The organism is Pseudoalteromonas sp. T1lg24 (assembly GCF_002964745.1).
In the GTDB taxonomy this organism is placed as follows: domain Bacteria; phylum Pseudomonadota; class Gammaproteobacteria; order Enterobacterales; family Alteromonadaceae; genus Pseudoalteromonas; species Pseudoalteromonas spongiae.
Genome location: NZ_PQCB01000004.1, coordinates 260,455 through 279,647 on the forward strand (window position 1 = coordinate 260,455; position 19,193 = coordinate 279,647).

Below are 19,193 nucleotides of genomic sequence, written 5' to 3' on the forward strand. Positions count from 1 at the left end.
TTTTCACCAATTAAATAATTATTCTGTTATTTTTTGTCTACCTTTAATGGTGTTTGATTTCTTATCTCGTACGTAACCTGAGGTTTAGTGCATCGTTGCCAAACTATTTTTAGGCAAAAAACACTGCATTGAATAGTTATGCCATTAATCTTGATAATTTTGACTATTCACCGTATTTCTGATAATTTAAGCGCTAATTTTTGGTATGACCAATTTACCTTTTGCGAATTTGACACACTATTTGCTTGATTAGGAACGGAAAACAGAAGGTTACTTCAAAAGCCTATGTCATTTAAGATAAAAGCCGCTAAGCTGTCGGATGTGATTTTAGAACAACTTGAGAATATGATTCTTGAGGGTTCGTTGGCGCCCGGCGAAAAACTACCGCCGGAGCGCGAGCTGGCGAAACAATTTGAAGTGTCACGTCCTTCATTACGTGAAGCGATTCAAAAATTGGAAGCCAGAGGGCTGGTAACACGTCGCCAAGGTGGCGGTACTTATGTTAAAAACCAGCTTGAAGGTGGTATGACAGATCCACTGTTTGATTTGATTTCCAAACACCCTGAATCACAATTTGACCTACTTGAATTCCGTCACGCCTTAGAAGGCATTGCAGCCTATTATGCAGCACTTCGTGGTACCGATACGGATTTCGAATATATTTCTAAATGTTTTGATGCCATTGCAACTGCAAATGATATTGAAACCCAAGCCCAAATGATCAATGCCTTTCATTTTGCCGTAGCAGAAGCATCGCATAACGTAGTGTTGCTGCACTTAATTCGCGGTATGAAATCATTACTTGAGCAAAATATTCAGCAAAATTTAATGGTGTTAGTGCAAAAATCAGATGTTAAAACGCAACTGGCTGAACACAGAAAATTCCTGTTTGATGCAGTAATTACAGGACAACCAGATAAAGCACGTGACGCAAGTAATGCGCACTTAGCCTTTATTGAAGAAGCTTTATTGCAAGCGGGTAAAGAGCACTCTCGTATTGAGCGTAGTTTACGCCGTTCGCAAAAAAATTAAACGATTTGAAACATAACTCGATTTATCTGTTAGGGATAAATTTGAATTTAAACATAAGGAACACTCCATATGTCTGAAGTCAATAAAATTGACGTTGACGCGTTAGAAACCCAAGAGTGGTTGCAAGCGCTTGAGTCAGTAGTAAAAGAAGAAGGCGTTGAACGCGCACAGTTTTTACTTGAACAAGTACTAGAGCAAGCACGTCTTGACGGCGTAGATATGCCAACTGGTATCACAACTAACTATGTGAATACTATCCCAGCAGATCAAGAGCCTGCGTATCCAGGTGACACAACAATTGAACGTCGTATTCGTTCAATCGTGCGTTGGAATGCAATCATGATCGTTTTACGTGCATCTAAAAAAGATTTAGAGCTAGGCGGCCACATGGCGTCTTACCAGTCTTCGGCTGCATTCTACGAAATGTGTTTTAACCACTTCTTCCGTGCACCAAACGAGAAAGACGGTGGTGATTTAGTTTATTACCAAGGTCACATTTCACCGGGTATCTACGCACGTGCTTTCTTAGAAGGCCGTTTAACTGAAGAACAACTAGATAACTTCCGTCAAGAAGTAGACGGCAACGTATCTCTTCATACCCGCACCCTAAATTAATGCCTGAATTCTGGCAGTTCCCAACCGTGTCTATGGGTCTAGGTCCAATTGCATCTATTTACCAAGCGCGTTTCCTTAAATACCTAGAAGGTCGTGGTCTGAAAGAGACGAACGAGCAGCGCGTATATGCGTTCTTAGGTGACGGTGAGATGGATGAGCCAGAATCACGTGGTGCAATTTCTTTCGCTGCCCGTGAGAAGCTAGATAACCTATGTTACCTAATCAACTGTAACTTACAGCGCCTAGATGGCCCAGTAATGGGTAACGGTAAGATCATTCAAGAACTTGAAGGTCTATTTAAAGGTGCTGGCTGGAACGTAATTAAAGTAGTTTGGGGTTCTGGTTGGGATCTACTACTTGCAAAAGATACGTCTGGTAAGCTTTTACAGCTTATGAACGAAACAATCGACGGTGATTACCAGACTTATAAGTCAAAAGATGGTGCTTACGTGCGTGAACACTTCTTTGGTCGTTACCCAGAAACTGCAGCACTTGTTGCAGATATGACTGATGACGAGATCTTCGCGCTTAAGCGTGGTGGTCACGATACGTCTAAGCTTTTCGCAGCTTACAAAGCAGCGCAAGAGACAAAAGGCCGTCCAACTGTAATCCTAGCTAAAACTGTTAAAGGTTACGGCATGGGTGAAGCTGCTGAAGGTAAAAACATTGCGCACCAAGTTAAGAAAATGGACATGACGCACGTTGAACACCTTCGTTCACGTCTTGGTCTTGAAGACTTGGTATCTGATGAGCAAATCAAAGACTTACCATACTTGAAGCTCGAAGAAGGCTCTGCAGAGTACGAATACTTGCATGCGCGCCGTAAAGCACTACACGGTTACACGCCACAGCGTTTGCCTAACTTCACGCAAGCACTAGAAATTCCAACGCTAGAGCAGTTTAAGCCACTTCTAGAAGAGCAAAAGCGTGATATCTCTACGACTATGGGTTATGTACGTGCGCTAAATATTTTATTAAAAGATAAAGGCGTAGGTAAAAACATCGTACCTATCATTGCGGATGAAGCACGTACCTTTGGTATGGAAGGTTTATTCCGTCAAATCGGTATTTATAACCCGCATGGCCAGAACTACACGCCTCAAGACCGTGATATCGTTTCTTACTACAAAGAAGCAACATCAGGTCAGGTACTTCAAGAAGGTATTAACGAGTTAGGTGCAATGTCTTCATGGGTTGCTGCTGCAACGTCATACTCGACAAATGACCTACCTATGATCCCATTCTACATCTACTACTCTATGTTCGGCTTCCAACGTGTTGGCGACATGGCGTGGATGGCGGGTGACCAACAAGCACGTGGTTTCTTACTAGGTGCAACGGCTGGTCGTACAACGCTTAATGGTGAAGGTCTGCAGCACGAAGACGGTCACTCGCACATTCAAGCGGGTACTATTCCTAACTGTATTTCTTACGACCCAACGTTCGTATTTGAAGTAGCGGTAATCCTGCAAGACGGTATCCGTCGCATGTACGGTCCTGATCAAGAAAACGTGTTCTACTACCTAACGCTAATGAACGAGAACTACGCACAACCGGCAATGCCAGAAGGTGCGGAAGAAGGTATTCGTAAGGGTATCTACAAGCTTGAAGAAAACGCAGGCGACAAAGCACACGTTCAGCTAATGGGTTCAGGTACTATCTTAAACGAAGTACGTAAAGCAGGTCAGATCTTAAGCGAAGAGTACGGTATTGGTTCTGACGTATTCTCAGTAACGTCATTCAATGAGCTTGCGCGTGACGGTCAAGACGTTGAGCGTTTCAATATGCTTAACCCAACAAGCGATGCAAAAGTGCCTTACATCACATCTGTATTAGGTGAGTCTCCGGCAATTGCGGCAACTGACTACATGAAGAACTATGCAGAGCAAGTACGTGCTTACATGCCAAGCGCATCTTACAAAGTACTTGGTACTGATGGTTATGGTCGTTCAGACAGCCGTGAAAACTTACGTCGTCACTTCGAAGTAAATGCAGGTTACGTAGTTGTAGCTGCGCTTACAGAGCTTGTTAAGCAAGGTAAAGTTGACGCATCAGTTGTGGCAGACGCTATCAAGAAATTTGATATCGACACAACGAAAACTAACCCACTATACGCATAAGAGGCAGATAGAATGGCAATCGAAATTCATGTTCCAGACATTGGTGCAGATGAGGTTGAAGTAACTGAGATCCTAGTTAACGTAGGTGATACAGTTGAAGTTGATCAATCTCTTATTTCAGTTGAAGGTGATAAAGCTTCAATGGAAGTGCCAGCTGCACAAGCGGGTACAGTGAAAGAAATTAAAGTAGCTGAAGGCGACACTGTTGCAACTGGTTCTTTAATTATGATTTTTGATGCTGCGGGTGATGCACTTGCAGCAGCCGAGCCTGAAGCACCAGCAGCCCCAGCGGCTGCACCTGCTCCAGCAGCGGCATCTGAATTAGTTGAGGTTCACGTACCAGACATCGGTGGTGACGAGGTTGAAGTAACTGAGATCATGGTTGCTGTAGGCGACGTGGTTGAAGCTGACCAATCAATCTTAAACGTAGAAGGCGACAAGGCTTCTATGGAAGTACCTGCACCATTTGGCGGTACAGTTAAAGAAATCAAAGTTGAAGTTGGCGGCAAAGTATCAACGGGCTCGCTAGTATTCGTATTTGAAACTGGTGCATCTGCGCCGGCAGCTGTTGAAGCGGCTCCTGCGGCAGCGCCTGCTCCAGCAGCTGCGGCTGAACTTAAAGAAGTTTTTGTGCCAGACATCGGCGGTGACGAAGTTGAAGTAACTGAAGTCATGGTTGCGGTAGGCGATGTAGTTGAAGCTGACCAATCAATCTTAAACGTAGAAGGTGATAAGGCTTCTATGGAAGTACCAGCACCATTTGCAGGTACTGTTAAAGAAGTGAAGGTTGAAGTTGGCGGTAAAGTGTCGACTGGTTCTCTTGTTTTTGTTTTCGAAACGCAAGGCTCTACACCTGCTCCTGCAGCGGCGCCAGCACCGACACAAGCGGCTCCGGCAGCATCTGCGGCAAAACCAGCGCCAGTAGCGGCACCTACAGCTTCAGCACAAAAAGATGAGTTTGTAGCGAACGACCAATACGCTCATGCATCACCTGTAGTTCGTCGCCTAGCGCGTGAGTTTGGTGTAAACCTAGCGCGCGTTAAAGGCACGGGTCGCAAGAACCGTGTACTTAAAGAAGACGTACAAAACTACGTGAAAGAGTTAGTGAAGCAAGTTGAATCAGGTCAGCTATCTAAAGGTGGCAACACTGGCGGTGGTGAGCTAAACCTAATTCCTTGGCCAAAAGTAGACTTCAGCAAGTTTGGTGAAGTTGAAGAGAAGAAACTGTCTCGTATTCAAAAGCTTTCTGGTGCAAACCTACACCGTAACTGGGTACAGATCCCGCATGTTACACAGTTTGACGAAGCAGACATCACGACGCTAGAAGCATTCCGTAAAGAGCAGAATGTACTGGCTGAGAAGAAGAAAATGGGCGTGAAGATCACTCCATTAGTATTCGTAATGAAAGCCGCTGCTAAAGCACTAGAAGAGTTCCCAACGTTTAATTCATCACTGTCTGAAGATGGCGAAAGCTTAATCCTTAAGAAGTATGTAAATATTGGTATTGCAGTAGATACGCCAAATGGTCTAGTTGTTCCTGTTGTACGTGACGTGAACAAAAAAGGCATCATTGAGCTATCTCGCGAGTTGATGGAAATCTCTGGCAAAGCACGTGAAGGCAAATTAACTGCATCAGATATGCAGGGCGGTTGTTTCACTATTTCTAGCCTAGGTGGCATCGGTGGTACTGCGTTTACACCTATCGTAAACGCGCCAGAAGTTGCTATCTTAGGTGTGTCTAAGTCAGACATGAAGCCGAAGTGGAATGGTAAAGAGTTTGAGCCGCGCCTAATGGTGCCGCTAAGCTGTTCATACGACCACCGTGTAATTGACGGTGCGTTAGCAGCACGCTTTACTGCAACACTTGCAGCTTACCTGAGCGACATTCGCCAGTTAGTAATGTAAGAAAAGAGCTTAACGCATAACTTCGGTTATGCGTTTTGTTTATAGCAAATAGTATTAATTGAACGAAATCTCTTGAAAATTGCACGACATATGTAAACGGCAATGCTAGAATTTCGCGCAATATTAATTTATCTGCCCAAAGTCTTGTTAATAGAGATAAATAGGCAGGAGTTTGGGTGATACAATTCTCGTATTATCCCGTTCGAATAACAGTTAAGGTAATAACATGAGCAACGAAATCAAAACTCAAGTTGTTGTACTAGGCGGTGGTCCTGGTGGTTACTCTGCAGCATTCCGTGCTGCTGATTTAGGTTTAGATGTAACATTAATCGAATCACGCAATACTTTAGGTGGTGTGTGCTTAAACGTAGGTTGTATTCCTTCAAAAGCACTTTTACACGTAGCTAAAGTAATTGATGACGCAGCTGAAATGGCGTCTCACGGTGTTACTTTCGGTGCTCCTCAAATCGACCTAGACAAAATCCGTTCATGGAAAGAGTCTGTAATCGGTCAACTTACTGGCGGCCTAGACGGCATGGCGAAAATGCGTAAAGTTAACGTAGTTAACGGTTACGGCAAATTCACAGGTTCTAACACCATTGCTGTTGAAGGCGAAAACGGTACAACTACTGTTACTTTCGATAATGCAATTATCGCTGCGGGTTCTCAACCTGTAAACCTACCTTTCATCCCTGAAGATGATCGTGTAATTGACTCAACAGGCGCGCTTGAACTTAAAGACGTTCCTGAAAAGCTACTTGTATTAGGTGGTGGTATCATCGGTTTAGAGATGGGTACTGTTTACCGTGCACTAGGTTCACAAATCGACGTAGTTGAATTTGCTGATCAACTAGTACCAGCAGCTGATAAAGACGTTATCAAGATTTACCAAAAGTACGTTAAGAACAAGTTCAACGTAATGCTTTCTACGAAAGTGGTTGCTGTTGAAGCGAAAGAAGACGGTCTATACGTTTCATTTGAAGGTAAAAACGCACCAGCTGAAGCTGTTCGTTACGACAAAGTACTTGTTGCTGTTGGCCGTACTCCGAATGGTAAACTACTTGACGCTGAAAAAGCAGGCGTTGCAGTTGATGAGCGTGGCTTTATCAACACTGACAAGCAAATGAAGACAAACGTAAACCACATCTTCGCGATTGGTGATATCGTTGGTCAACCAATGCTTGCACACAAAGCGGTTCACGAAGCACACGTTGCTGCTGAAGTTATCTCTGGTAAGAAGCATTACTTCGATCCTAAATGTATTCCTTCAATCGCATACACAGATCCAGAAATCGCATGGGTAGGTGTAACTGAGAAAGAAGCAAAAGAGCAAGGCCTTAAAATTGAAACTGCGGTATTCCCGTGGGCAGCATCTGGCCGTGCAATCGCTTCAGCACGTACTGAAGGTTCAACAAAGCTTATCTTCGATAAAGACTCAGGTCGCGTTATCGGTGGTGCTATGGTTGGTATCAACGCAGGTGAAATGCTTGGCGAAATCGGCCTAGCAGTTGAAATGGGCGCAGATGGTGAAGACCTAGCGTTAACAATTCACGCTCACCCAACACTGAACGAATCAATCGGTCTAGCTGCTGAAATTTTTGAAGGTTCAATTACTGACCTTCCAAATAAAAAAGCAGTTAAAAAGAAGTAATCTAGTGCTTCTTTAGAAAAACCCAGCCACTGTGCTGGGTTTTTATTATCTGGATTATGTACATCGGCTTAGTATTAGCTCAAAGCACCAAAAAAAGTTAGAATACGCCGCTTGTTTGGGAGAGGTCGATTGAAAAATTCAGTATTAGCACTTAGGCAACAACAGATCGCTGCAGCAAAGCGTGAATATAAAGCGCGCGGTTCAAAATTATCGCGCTGTGAGCATTGTTTGTTATCTGAAAACTTATGTATTTGCGATGGTATCGAAGAGGCAGATTGTGATGCTGCAGTTTGTTTGCTGATGTATCACAATGAAAGCTTTAAGCCGTCAAATACAGGACGTTTAATTGCTGATATTGTGCCTGACAATTATGCCTTTCGTTGGGACAGAACAGAGCCAGATAAAGCGCTTTTAGATTTATTACAAAGTGATAAATACCAACCCTTTATCGTGTTTCCTGAAGATAATATGCCAGTAGAACGGGTTGTTAAACAGGTCAGTCGTATTGCAGGTAAAAAACCGTTATTTGTCTTTTTAGATGGTACGTGGCGTGAAGCGAAGAAAATGATTCGCAAAAGCCCTTATTTAGACGGTTTTCCGATTTTATCTATTAGCCCTGAAAAGCTCTCCGAGTATCATTTACGTGTTGCCGCATTTGAACATCAATTGGGTACCGCTGAGGTTGCAATTATGGTGTTAGAGCTTGCAGGAGAGCTTGATGCGTCTCAAAAGTTAGAGCGTCATTTTATTGATTTTAGAAATGCTTACCTAAAGGGTAAACGCAGTAAATTAGTGCCGTAATAACGGGATTAAAACTTGAAGTATGGCGTTGCTGTTTTTAGAAATGAGCAATTTCCAATAGCTAAAGGGTGAACGCAGTAAATTGGTGCCATAATAACGGGATTAAAACTTGAAGTATGGCATTGTTGATTTTAGAAATGAGCAATTTCTAGAAGGGTAAGTGCTGTGAACTAGTGGCTTAAAGCGCATATTCAAAACGTGATATGTGAATTTTAGGCAAATAAAAAGCGCAGCTTGAAGCTGCGCCTTAACGGAATCTTATTAGCGTCCTGCTATGCACATATCGTTGTTTGATTAGTGCAATCCTTGATATCCCTATTTTGACATGACTCGTCAATGAGCTAAATCCGTGCTCAATCCATCTATCCTATTTACAATCCTGTAAGAAAATCCGTTTAAGCTCCACATCCTGTAAACCATCAATTCCCTTGGCATCCTAGCCCAAAATCCATCTAGTAAATCCTACCAGCTCCTGCCGCTTACTAATCCTAAGTAAGGTCAATTCAGTCCATTTCCTTTTGACAGTGTTAATTCTAGAGCAGTGGTTGTTGAATAAAACTATATAAAATGGCTTGGTAAATTTGTTTTATTGCTGAAATATAGAGTTTGACGTGGTTATATATTTATAAAACAAAGTGTTAACTATTTTAGGTGCGTGTGTGCACCTAGTTTTTTGAGATAAGTAGGAGTGTTCTGTGAGATATATCCTACAGTTAAATTCGCTAATGTCTTTTGCTCTTCTAACTGAAAATTGTTTTCATTTAATTAAATTGAGTGCATTTAACGCTGTACATTCAATATCAGATAGATACAATTCAAGTGATAATACTTCTTATTAATGGTTCTAGAATATGAAAAAAGCAATCGCATTACTCGCACTGCTAGCAGCTGGTGAAGTTGCAGCAAAAGATGTTGTTAATATTTACTCTTATCGTCAGGGCTTTTTAATTGAACCTATTCTGCAAGAGTTCACAAAAGAGACAGGTATTGAAACAAAAGTTGTTTTTGCCAAAAAAGGCTTAATTGAAAAACTTAAAAAAGAAGGTAAATACACGAAAGCCGATATGGTGCTTACGTCTAACTTTAGTGCGCTGTTACAGCTTGAAGATGAAGGCTTAGTGCAACCGATTAAAAGTAACGTTATTGAAAAAAATGTACCAAAGCAATTTCGTGATGACGAAGGAAATTGGGTTGCACTGACTAAACGTGTACGTAATGTTTATTCGTCAAAAGAGCGTGTTGGTAAGTTAGACACCTTAACCTATGAAGATCTCGCTAAACCTGAATACAAAGGCAAAATTTGTATGCGCTCAGGCAAGCACCCTTATAACTTGGGCTTAGTTGCTTCTATGATTGCGCATCATGGCGAAGCAGAAGCGCGAGCGTGGCTAAAGGGCTTAAAAGCAAACCTAGCACGTAAGCCACAAGGTAACGACCGTGCACAAGTAAAAGCAGTAAAAGAAGGCTTGTGTGATGTAGCGCTCGGTAATAGTTATTACTTTGGTAAAATGCTGAACGATCCAAAGCAAGTGCCTTGGGCTGAGTCTGTGTACATTAACTTCCCAAATCAGCAAGATCGTGGCTCACATATCAATGTATCTGGTGCGGTTTTAACCAAGCATGGTAAAAATACGACTAACGCATTAAAATTAATCGAATTTATGACTGACAACAAAGCTCAGAATATGTATGCTTCAGTGAATATGGAATATCCGGTAAAGACGGATGTTGAAGTGTCTGAGTTAGTGGCGTCTTGGGGCAAATTTAAGGAAGATGCACTGCCATTAACAAAGGTAAGTGAATACCGTCCATTGGCATTGAAGCTAATCGACGAGGTAAAATTTGATCTTTAATGCGCCTTAATTTTTCACTGTCTAAATGGCAGTTTATTGCTTTCGCGACAGGCTTTTGCCTGTCGCTTCCGTTATTGTTCCTGATTTTTGAATCCTTCCAGCCTGATAAGGAAGTCTTTGAACACTTAAAACAAACAGTATTGTGGGATTACACCTTTAATACCATAGTGTTGATTTTTGGCGTCTGCTTGCTCAGTTGTGTGATTGCGTTGCCACTAGCATGGCTTTGTGCATACAGTGACTTTCCCGGTAAAAAACATTTTGAGTGGGCATTGATGTTACCACTTGCAATGCCAACTTATATTATCGCCTACATATACACCGACTTATTTGATTATGCGGGCCCCATTCAGTCATGGTTGCGCGCGGTTTTTGGCTGGCAATCACCGAGTGATTATTGGTTTTTTGATATTCGCACGCTAGGCGGTGCAATCGTAATGATTGCATTAGTGCTATATCCATATTTATTTTTGATTTTTAAAACCGCACTTAAAGAGCAATCTTATAAATTAGTTCAGGCCAGCCAAGTAATGGGTTACTCGCCTGTTAAAAGCTTTTTTAAAGTATCGATTCCGTTAGGGCGTGGCGCAATTGCTGCGGCATTAGCACTTATCAGCATGGAATCAATGGCAGATTTTGCAACTGTAAATTATTTTGCAGTAAGTACCCTGACAACCGCAGTATACGATACCTGGCTTGGTTACTATTCACTCACGGCGGCAGCGAAAATCTCCGGCATTATGTTGCTGTTTTTGTTTGTCGTGATAGGCGTAGAAAAATTTAGTCGACGCAACCAAGCGGTATTTGAGCGTGGTGCAAGCGAGAATAACGGACCGCTTTATTACCTATCGGGAAAATCAGCGTGGTTAGCAACAGCCTATTGTGCATTAATACTTTTTGCAGGGTTTGTGCTGCCAATTCTTATTTTGATGAGCTACGCAGTGAGCTATTTTAGTGAAGCGTTCAATAGCGATGCGTTTTTATATGCTTGGCAGAGCTTGAAAATAGCGCTAATCGTTAGTTTCGTTTGCGTTGCTTTAAGTGTGCTGGTGAATTTCTATCAACGTTCAAGCGTAGCGCGCTGGGCAGGTGTGCCAGGCAAAGTTGCCAGTACTGGTTATGCATTACCTGGTACCGTATTAGCAATAGCAGTGCTACTGCCGCTTACCGCACTTGATCAACAGCTCAATATTTTTGCCGAATCAACACAGTGGTTTGCCGAACCAGGATTGTTGTTTAGTGGTTCTATTTTTGCCTTAATGTTTGCTTACGTAGTGCGCTTTTATGCGATTTCACAAGGTGCCATTGAATCTAGCTATGCGCGTATTTCACCATCGCTCGATATGGCAAGTCATTCAATGGGAGTAAGTGCAGGCAATACCTTGCGCCGAGTCCATATGCCACTGCTTAAGCGCGGTATGCTTACTGCTGGTTTAATTGTATTTATTGAATGTATGAAAGAGTTACCTGCGGCACTGCTATTACGCCCTTTTGACTTTGAAACGCTGGCAACCTATGTTTTCCAATACGTCAGTGATGAGCAACTTGAGCTTGCCTCAGTGTCGGCGTTATTTATCGTACTTGTCGGTTTAATCCCTTTATATTTAGTTAATAACACTATGGAAGCTAAAGCATCTCATGAGTAATTTGTCGATTAACAATTTAGAATATAGCTACAATGGCAAACCGATCTTAAAAGATTTGTCATTGCAGGTAAAAGACAATGAAATTGTGTGTTTACTCGGTGCAAGTGGCTGTGGCAAAACCACCACGTTAAAAGCAATTGCTGGCTTGTTGAAACCTAGCAAAGGCGATATTTCGATTGCGCAAGTTGCGGTTAACGGTGATTCGCTTTATGTGCCGCCACAAGAGCGCAATATCGGTATGATGTTTCAAGACTATGCGTTGTTTCCTCATTTAACCGTTGAGCAAAACATTGCGTTTGGCTTACACAAAGAATCCTCGAGTGTACGCAACGAGCGTGTTAAAGAAATGCTGTCACTGATTAAGCTAGAGGCATTTGCCGAGCGATATCCTCACCAATTATCAGGTGGTCAGCAACAGCGCGTGGCCATTGCTCGCGCACTGGCATATAAACCGAGTTTATTATTGCTTGATGAACCATTTTCCAATATCGATCACCAAGTACGTTTTCAATTAATTGATGATATTCGCCGTATTATTAAAGATCAGAAAGTATCCGCTATTTTTGTAACCCACTCCAAAGAGGAAGCTTTTGCCTTTGCTGATAAATTGGCGATTATGGAAGAGGGCAAAATTGCACAATTAGGCACGGCAGAAGCACTTTATCGCAAACCTGCGACAAAAGGCGTTGCGGCATTTTTAAGTGCTGGTATTTTTATCGATGCAGAAGCGACATCGAGCACTGAATTTAAAACTGAGTTTGGTACCATTACTTCACTTGAGCCTGTTACCAATGACCAAGATGAAGTGTCAGGAAAAGGCTGTATATACTTAAAGCCTCAATACTTAACTTTAAGCGAAAACGAACAGGGAGTAGGCGAGTTTATCGCGAGCCGTTTTGTTGGTAACCGTTATTTATGTCGTGTAAAACTAGGGCAACAAGAACTTGAAATTCCATGCACACAACATCAGCGCTATGCTTATGGTCAGCGATTAGCTATTGATGTTCGTCCGCATTTGGTTAATTATTTCGCTTATACTAATAACAATTAAGTAGGAAATCCGCTATGCCACAAGCGCAATCAGGAGTTTGTGCTGAAGCCAATTTACATGGTGTGCATTTATTTTTAAATGTATTAGATGGCCAAGAACTCAGCTTGTCGAAAAAATTGGCAAGTATTATTGATATGCAAGAGCGGTTTGATCACGAATTTTCAGAAGCGCTTGTGTCTTGTGTTGTGGCGATAGGTTCGCAATTCTGGCCACATATTTACCCCAGTAAAATGCCAAAAACCTTGGCAGGCTTTCCGCAATTTGAACATATTGAGCATGCTACGCCGTCACGTCCAATAGATTTAATGATTCAAATTAGGGCAGATCGCCTTGATGTTGTTCATTTGTTTGTGATGGAAGTGATTGAATTACTGAGTGGTGATATTGAGCTGATTGACCAAGTTAAGTGTTTTCATTATTTAGATGGTCGTGACCTAAATGGCTTTATTTATGGTGTTGCCAATCCCCATGGTCGCAAAAAGCAGCTTGTTGCTTTAGTGGGAGAGGAAGACGTTGCATTTTCTGCGGGCAGCTATATTCATGTGCAGCGTTATCGTTATGATTTAAAGGCGTGGCAAGAAATCTCAAAAGCTGAACAAGAAATTGTAATGGGTCGAATGGCTAATTCTAACCAAGCGGTTAGCTGCGCTCCGGAAAACAGTCATAGTGCGCGTACAGAGCTTTACGATGACCATGGCAATGCATTATTTTTAAATCAAGGCATGCCATTTGCTGATATTAACCAGCAGGGCTTTTTATTTATTAGCTGTGCAAATAACGGCTATGCCTTTCAAACGCTTCTCAAACACCGTTTAGGCTACATTGATGATAATGGCCCTGATATGTGGCTGGAGTTTGCGAAAAGTGATTTTGGTGCGGCATTTTTTGCACCATCAGTGAATATGTTAAGGGAATTAGCAAGGTAGCAGAGAGTTCATCAATGAGGATGGACTCTCAAAAATAGAGTTACACGTTTTCAAATAAGTTTTTTACGCGTTCAAGCGTGACATCAATTTCTGAAATCTTTGCTGGCGCAATAAAAATCGTATCATCACCGGCAATAGTGCCTAACACACCGTCTGCTTTGCCAAGTGAATCAAGCAAACGTGCAATTAGTTGTGCTGCACCTGGGCTGGTACGAATGATGATCATCATTTCGTTATGCATAATATCAATTACCAGTTGGCGCAGCGGACTTTTCGCTGTCGGTACACCCATTTCTGCAGGTAAACAATACACCATCTCTTGTTTTGCATTACGTGTACGTACAGCACCAAATTTACTTAACATGCGAGACACTTTGCTCTGACTAATATTGTCAAAACCCATGTCTTTTAAGGCATCAACAATCTCGCCTTGTGAACCAAAGTTTTCTTCTTTTAAGAGGGCTTTGAACGCTTTAACCAGCGCTTCTTGTTTATCTTGTATTTGCATGTGAACGGGCTGTTTAACCAATTGATGGACGTTACCTTAAATTTTACACAAGTTAGGCTTAATTGCATTAATAAAATCGTCATCTTAATTCAATTAGAGTTGAATTAATCTCAATGAAAACGCGATTTTTTTAATTGATAGCGTTGTCAACTAATCTAGTCGGATAAAGTTTACAACTATGGTCGAGATTTATATAAAAAATACCTGTTTTATTTGTTTTTATGCGCACTTTTCATTATCTTTATGGCACTTTTTTAAATACCTACCTCTAATCACGGAGAATTCACATGAAAGTTGCAGTTTTAGGCGCAGCTGGTGGTATCGGCCAGGCCCTTTCTTTATTACTTAAAACACAATTACCAGCTGGTTCTGAGCTATCGTTATACGATGTAGCGCCAGTTGTTCCAGGTGTTGCTGTTGACCTATCACATATCCCAACTGCAGTTAAAGTTGAAGGTTTTGGTAAAGACGATTTAGATGCAGCACTTGCTGGCGCAGATATCGTAATTATTCCAGCAGGTATGCCGCGTAAGCCGGGTATGGACCGTGCAGACTTATTCAATGTTAATGCAAGCATTGTTAAAACACTTGCTGAAGGCATTGTTAAAAACTGTCCTAAGGCGCTTGTAGGTGTTATCACTAACCCTGTAAACGGCACTGTACCAATCGTTGCTGAAGTATTCAAAAAGGCAGGTACTTACGAAGCTAACCGTGTATTCGGTGTTACAACGCTAGACGTTATCCGTTCAGAAGCGTTCATCGCTGAACTTAAAGGCGTAGACGTTGCTTCTGTTAAAGTACCAGTAATCGGTGGTCACTCAGGTACAACTATTCTTCCACTTCTTTCACAAGTTGAAGGTGTTGAGTTCACAGCAGAAGAAGTTGAAGCACTTACTCCACGTATTCAAAATGCAGGTACTGAAGTTGTTAACGCAAAAGCGGGTGGCGGTTCAGCGACACTTTCAATGGGCGCAGCAGCTGCACGTTTCACTCAGTCTTTAGTTAAAGGCTTACAAGGTGAAGAAGGTGTTATCGATTACGCATACGTTGCTGTAGAAGGCGGTGACGCAGCTTACTTCGCACACCCAGTACGTTTAGGTAAAAACGGTGTGGAAGAAATCCTTTCTTACGGTGAGCTTAGCGCATTCGAAGAGAAAGCGAAAAACGATATGCTTGAAACGCTTAACAAAGATATCAACGAAGGTATCGACTTTATCAACGGTTAATTCCCCGATAAGTTGTTACAGTAAAAAAGGCCGCAACTGCGGCCTTTTTTGTTGATAGCTAAAAATAAAAAAAGGCGCTGATCGCGCCTTTTCATGGTAAGAAAGATTAACCTTGTTTGCTTGCAACCCAATCGTTTACAAAGCCTTCAAGAGTATTAAGTGGCACAGGACCGCTCTTAAGTACCACATCGTGGAATTCACGGATATCGAACTTTTCGCCAAGTTGCTTCTTCGCGTTTTCACGCAGTTCAACAATCTTAATCATACCAATTTTGTAAGCCGTAGCTTGTGAAGGCATTACAATGTGACGCTCTACCATTTTCACACCGTCTGACGTTGCATTTGGCGTGTTATTTACATAGTAGTCAATACCTTGTTGACGGGTCCACTTCATTGCGTGAATACCTGTATCCACAACTAAACGACATGCACGCCATAATTCCATTGCAAGACGACCAAAATCTGAATAAGGGTCTTCGTATAAGCCCATTTCTTTAGGCACCATTTCAGAGTATAAACCCCAGCCTTCAACGTATGCGGTGTAACCGCCAAATTTACGGAATTTAGGAACGCCTTCAAGCTCTTGCGCGATAGCAATTTGCATGTGGTGGCCTGGAATACCTTCATGGTAAGCAAGCGCTTCCATTTGGTAAGTTGGCATCGCTTCCATATCGTACAGGTTGGCATAGTAAATACCAGGGCGTGAGCCATCTGGCGCTGGTTGCTGGTAGAACGCTTTACCTGCTGCTTTTTCACGGAATGCTTCAACACGTTTTACAATCATGTCGGCTTTTGGCTTAACGATAAATAACTCATCAAGGCGCGCCTTCATGTTATCGATCATTGCCGTCGCATCAGCAAGGTACTTTGCTTTACCTTCTTCCGTGTTTGGCAAGTAGAACTGCTTGTCGGTTTTCATGAATTCCATGAATGCTTTTAAGTCGCCTTTAAAACCAACTTTATCTTTGATTTCACGCATTTCATCATGAATACGTGCAACTTCAGCTAAACCAATCGCGTGAATTTCTTTTGCCGTAAGATCGGTTGTTGTCGTGCGTGCTAATGCATTGTTGTAGTAAGCTTCACCTTGCGGGAACTTCCAAGCACCATCGCGGTTATCAGCGCGAGATTCTAGGCCAATTAAGTAGCTGATAAGCGATTCATACGCAGGGCCAACCGCTGTTTTAAGCGCATTTGTTGCATCAGTGATAAGAGCGTCTTTTTCAGCTTGTGCGATTTCTAACTTTGCCACTTTGCGTTTAAAGTCAGCAAGCAGGGTTGAATCTTCACCAGTTGTGAAAGGAGCACCTTTTAAGATGTTTTTGCTTGAATCAATTACATGTGGGAACACGAATTTAGGCGCGATAATGCCTTTTTCAGCACGAGTTTCTAAATCTTTTTCAAGTTGTTCAAATACGGTTGGTACACCATTTAAACGAGAAATATACGCTTTTGCATCACTTAAATCGGCAATTTGATGTTGGTTAATCAAAAATGCAGGGATCATTGAGTGTGTGCCATACATTTGATTTACTGGATACGTGTGGTAGCGCCATTTAAAGTCATCAATGCTTTGTACTAAACGCTGTTCCATTAAGTCATAGCTAACTTTTGTCGTGCTATCTAGCTTGCTGCGGTCAAAAGCGCGCAGCGTTTCAAGATCTTTTTTCGCAAGCGCTAAATCTTCTAACGCACGTGCTTCAGAACCGTCGTCCCATTTGTCATAGTCTTTTTTGATGCCCATGTAGGTTTGGTAAACAGGGCTGCGCATTACGCCGCGCATAAAAACTTCTTCAAAGAACGCGTTTGCACGTTCGCTTTCTGATTGTTGTTTAACGACTTCAGCAGTTGTATCTTGTGTTGTTGCTGGTGTTTGACAACCAACTAAAAAAACAGAGCTGATTGCTGCTGCAATTAATGAGCGCTTAAGCATTTTGTTTTACCTTTATAGTTATGACTTTATAACGAAGTATTTACTCAACGTTACTGTTTTACAGGGGGCGCTACAAACGACGTTACACAAATAATTGTAACAAGTCATTTAAAAAGCGGTGTCCTTTTGCGGTAACTTGCCAGATATTGTCGTTTTTTTGCATTAATCCTGCAGTAACCGCGTGATTTAAATTAGTTTCAACGTATTCAAGTGGCAGCCCAGTAAATTCAACAAACTCGTTGATGTTGAATGATTCATGTAGGCGTAAGCGGTTCATGAAATATTCAAAAGGCAGTTCATCATTTGCTACATGCCAGCTATCAAATAGGTATGGTCTGGTTAAGTCCATGTAGCCTTTAGGGTGTTTTACCTTAACAGTGCGTACCAGTTTTTGTGTTGTTAAATCGGTGATTTTGCCATGGGCGCCGCAGCCAATACCCAAGTAGTCACCAAAGCGCCAGTAATTTAAATTATGCTGGCATTGATAACCCGGTTTGGCGTAGCCTGATATTTCATATTGCTCGTAACCTGCATCTGTTAACAGCTGGTGGCCTTGTTCTTGAATCTGCCACAAGGTTTCGTCTTCAGGCAGGACAGGCGGCTTTGACGCAAATTGGGTATTAGGCTCAATGGTGAGTTGATACCACGAAATATGGGGCGGATTGAGCGCGATAACTTGTTTAAGATCACTCAGTGCATCATCAATGGATTGATCTGGCAATCCATGCATTAAGTCCATGTTAAAGCTGTTTAAACCTATGGTCTTTGCCAATTTTGCTGCATTAATTGCTTCATCGGCATTATGAATACGGCCAAGGCTTTTTAGTTTGTCTTGTTGCAGCGATTGAACACCAATGGAAATACGATTGACGCCAGCGGCGCGGTAGCCAATAAAGCGCTCAGTTTCAACCGTGCCCGGGTTAGCTTCAAGGGTAATTTCTATATCCTTTGCGAACGGTATAAGGCGCTCAACACCTTGCAATAAGGTAGCTATAGCTTTTTCACTAAACAGGCTCGGTGTACCGCCACCGATAAATATACTAGTGAGTTTACGGCCTTGAACATAGGCAAGGTCGGTTTTTAAATCATCTAGCAAGTGCTGTACGTAAGCTGATTCAGGAATATCTGACTTTACGCCATGACTATTAAAGTCACAGTAAGGGCACTTTTGCACACACCAAGGTATGTGTATATAAAGACTTAATGGTGGCAGTTTCATTAATTAGCCTTGAGCAAGTCGAGCAGTTGATTAAGCGCCTTTCCGCGGTGGCTTAGGCTATTTTTAGTAGCCTTATCTAGCATTGCAGCGCTGCAATTTTTCTCGTGACTAAAGAATACTGGGTCGTAACCAAAGCCTTGTTCACCTTGACGCTCAGGTAAAATTTCACCTTGCCATACGCCTTGGCAAATTAATGGAGTAGGGTCGTCCGCGTGGCGCATTAATACTAATACACACCAGAAACGGGCTGTACGATTTGGATTATCGCCCAGCTCACTTAATAGCTTATCAATGTTATCTGAGTCATTCGCATTAACCCCTGCAAATCGTGCTGAGTAAATGCCCGGAGCACCGCCCAGGGCTTCAACTTCAAGACCGGAATCGTCCGCGATTGCCGGTAAGCCGGTAATCTTTGCCGCATGCCTTGCTTTGATTATGGCATTTTCAATAAATGTGGTGCCGGTTTCAGCAACTTCTGGCACATCAAACTCTGATTGTGCGACTACTTCAATATTCAAACTAGCGAGTTTATCTGCAAGCTCAGCAACTTTACCTTGGTTACCCGTTGCCAAAACGATTTTTTCAAATGACATAAAACGAAATTCTTAAAGGAATGATGTTAGTTATTATATCAAGAGCGCACGGGTATTGCTTTGTGGATTTTATGAAATGTTATATTGTTACTTTTCAATAGGTTAGGGTCTGAG

General features: G+C 42.2%; 13 protein-coding genes and 1 pseudogene. 10 read left to right on the top strand and 4 right to left on the bottom strand.

Annotation, left to right across the window (positions count from 1 at the left end; genetic code table 11):
- The first annotated feature begins 285 nt into the window (after nucleotides 1-285).
- The 9 genes and pseudogenes from pdhR to C2M30_RS02545 all read left to right on the top strand — a co-directional run bounded on the left by pdhR (nucleotide 286) and on the right by C2M30_RS02545 (nucleotide 13,600).
- Nucleotides 286-1,032, top strand: a complete 747-nt coding sequence (gene pdhR, locus C2M30_RS02505; protein ID WP_010561738.1) for a pyruvate dehydrogenase complex transcriptional repressor PdhR — start codon at nucleotides 286-288, stop codon at nucleotides 1,030-1,032.
- A 69-nt stretch (nucleotides 1,033-1,101) separates the two neighbouring features.
- Nucleotides 1,102-3,767 (top strand): annotated as a pseudogene (gene aceE, locus C2M30_RS02510) (pyruvate dehydrogenase (acetyl-transferring), homodimeric type).
- 12 nt (nucleotides 3,768-3,779) lie between these two features.
- Nucleotides 3,780-5,672 (top strand): pyruvate dehydrogenase complex dihydrolipoyllysine-residue acetyltransferase, encoded by a 1,893-nt coding sequence (gene aceF / locus C2M30_RS02515; protein ID WP_105170557.1) that lies wholly within the window; start codon nucleotides 3,780-3,782, stop codon nucleotides 5,670-5,672.
- Between the two features lie 226 nt (nucleotides 5,673-5,898).
- Nucleotides 5,899-7,323, top strand: a complete 1,425-nt coding sequence (gene lpdA / locus C2M30_RS02520; RefSeq protein ID WP_010561735.1) for a dihydrolipoyl dehydrogenase — start codon at nucleotides 5,899-5,901, stop codon at nucleotides 7,321-7,323.
- 129 nt (nucleotides 7,324-7,452) lie between these two features.
- Nucleotides 7,453-8,124 (top strand): tRNA-uridine aminocarboxypropyltransferase, encoded by a 672-nt coding sequence (locus C2M30_RS02525; RefSeq protein WP_105170558.1) that lies wholly within the window; start codon nucleotides 7,453-7,455, stop codon nucleotides 8,122-8,124.
- 851 nt (nucleotides 8,125-8,975) lie between these two features.
- Nucleotides 8,976-9,977 (top strand): Fe(3+) ABC transporter substrate-binding protein, encoded by a 1,002-nt coding sequence (locus C2M30_RS02530; protein WP_100913887.1) that lies wholly within the window; start codon nucleotides 8,976-8,978, stop codon nucleotides 9,975-9,977.
- Entirely contained in the window at nucleotides 9,977-11,623 is a 1,647-nt protein-coding gene (locus tag C2M30_RS02535; protein ID WP_105170559.1) for an ABC transporter permease, read from the top strand. The genes C2M30_RS02530 and C2M30_RS02535 overlap by 1 nt, the downstream gene beginning before the upstream one ends.
- The gene (locus C2M30_RS02540) at nucleotides 11,616-12,674 is read left to right on the top strand and encodes an ABC transporter ATP-binding protein (RefSeq protein WP_105170560.1); all 1,059 of its coding nucleotides are present in this window, start codon (nucleotides 11,616-11,618) and stop codon (nucleotides 12,672-12,674) included. The genes C2M30_RS02535 and C2M30_RS02540 overlap by 8 nt, the downstream gene beginning before the upstream one ends.
- 14 nt (nucleotides 12,675-12,688) lie before the next feature.
- Entirely contained in the window at nucleotides 12,689-13,600 is a 912-nt protein-coding gene (locus C2M30_RS02545; protein ID WP_105170561.1) for a Dyp-type peroxidase, read from the top strand.
- A gap of 40 nt (nucleotides 13,601-13,640) precedes the next feature.
- Here the strand turns inward: C2M30_RS02545 and argR are convergent, their stop codons facing one another.
- Nucleotides 13,641-14,108, bottom strand: coding sequence for a transcriptional regulator ArgR (argR, locus tag C2M30_RS02550; protein WP_010561729.1), 468 nt, complete (start codon nucleotides 14,106-14,108; stop codon nucleotides 13,641-13,643).
- A gap of 287 nt (nucleotides 14,109-14,395) precedes the next feature.
- Between argR and mdh the strand changes: the two genes are divergently transcribed.
- Nucleotides 14,396-15,334, top strand: a complete 939-nt coding sequence (gene mdh, locus C2M30_RS02555; RefSeq protein WP_038642534.1) for a malate dehydrogenase — start codon at nucleotides 14,396-14,398, stop codon at nucleotides 15,332-15,334.
- Nucleotides 15,335-15,440: 106 nt separating this feature from the next.
- On the opposite strand, the gene C2M30_RS02560 is transcribed toward mdh, so the two are convergent.
- The 3 genes from C2M30_RS02560 to rdgB form a co-directional block, all read right to left on the bottom strand.
- Entirely contained in the window at nucleotides 15,441-17,267 is a 1,827-nt protein-coding gene (locus C2M30_RS02560) for a DUF885 domain-containing protein (RefSeq protein ID WP_105170562.1), read from the bottom strand.
- Between the two features lie 82 nt (nucleotides 17,268-17,349).
- Nucleotides 17,350-18,486: a radical SAM family heme chaperone HemW gene (gene hemW, locus C2M30_RS02565; protein ID WP_105170563.1), complete on the bottom strand. Its 1,137-nt coding sequence runs from the start codon at nucleotides 18,484-18,486 to the stop codon at nucleotides 17,350-17,352.
- Complete coding sequence (rdgB, locus tag C2M30_RS02570; protein ID WP_105170564.1) at nucleotides 18,486-19,079, bottom strand: RdgB/HAM1 family non-canonical purine NTP pyrophosphatase; 594 nt, start codon at nucleotides 19,077-19,079, stop codon at nucleotides 18,486-18,488. Before rdgB ends, hemW begins: the two co-directional genes overlap by 1 nt.
- Nucleotides 19,080-19,193 lie beyond the last annotated feature (114 nt).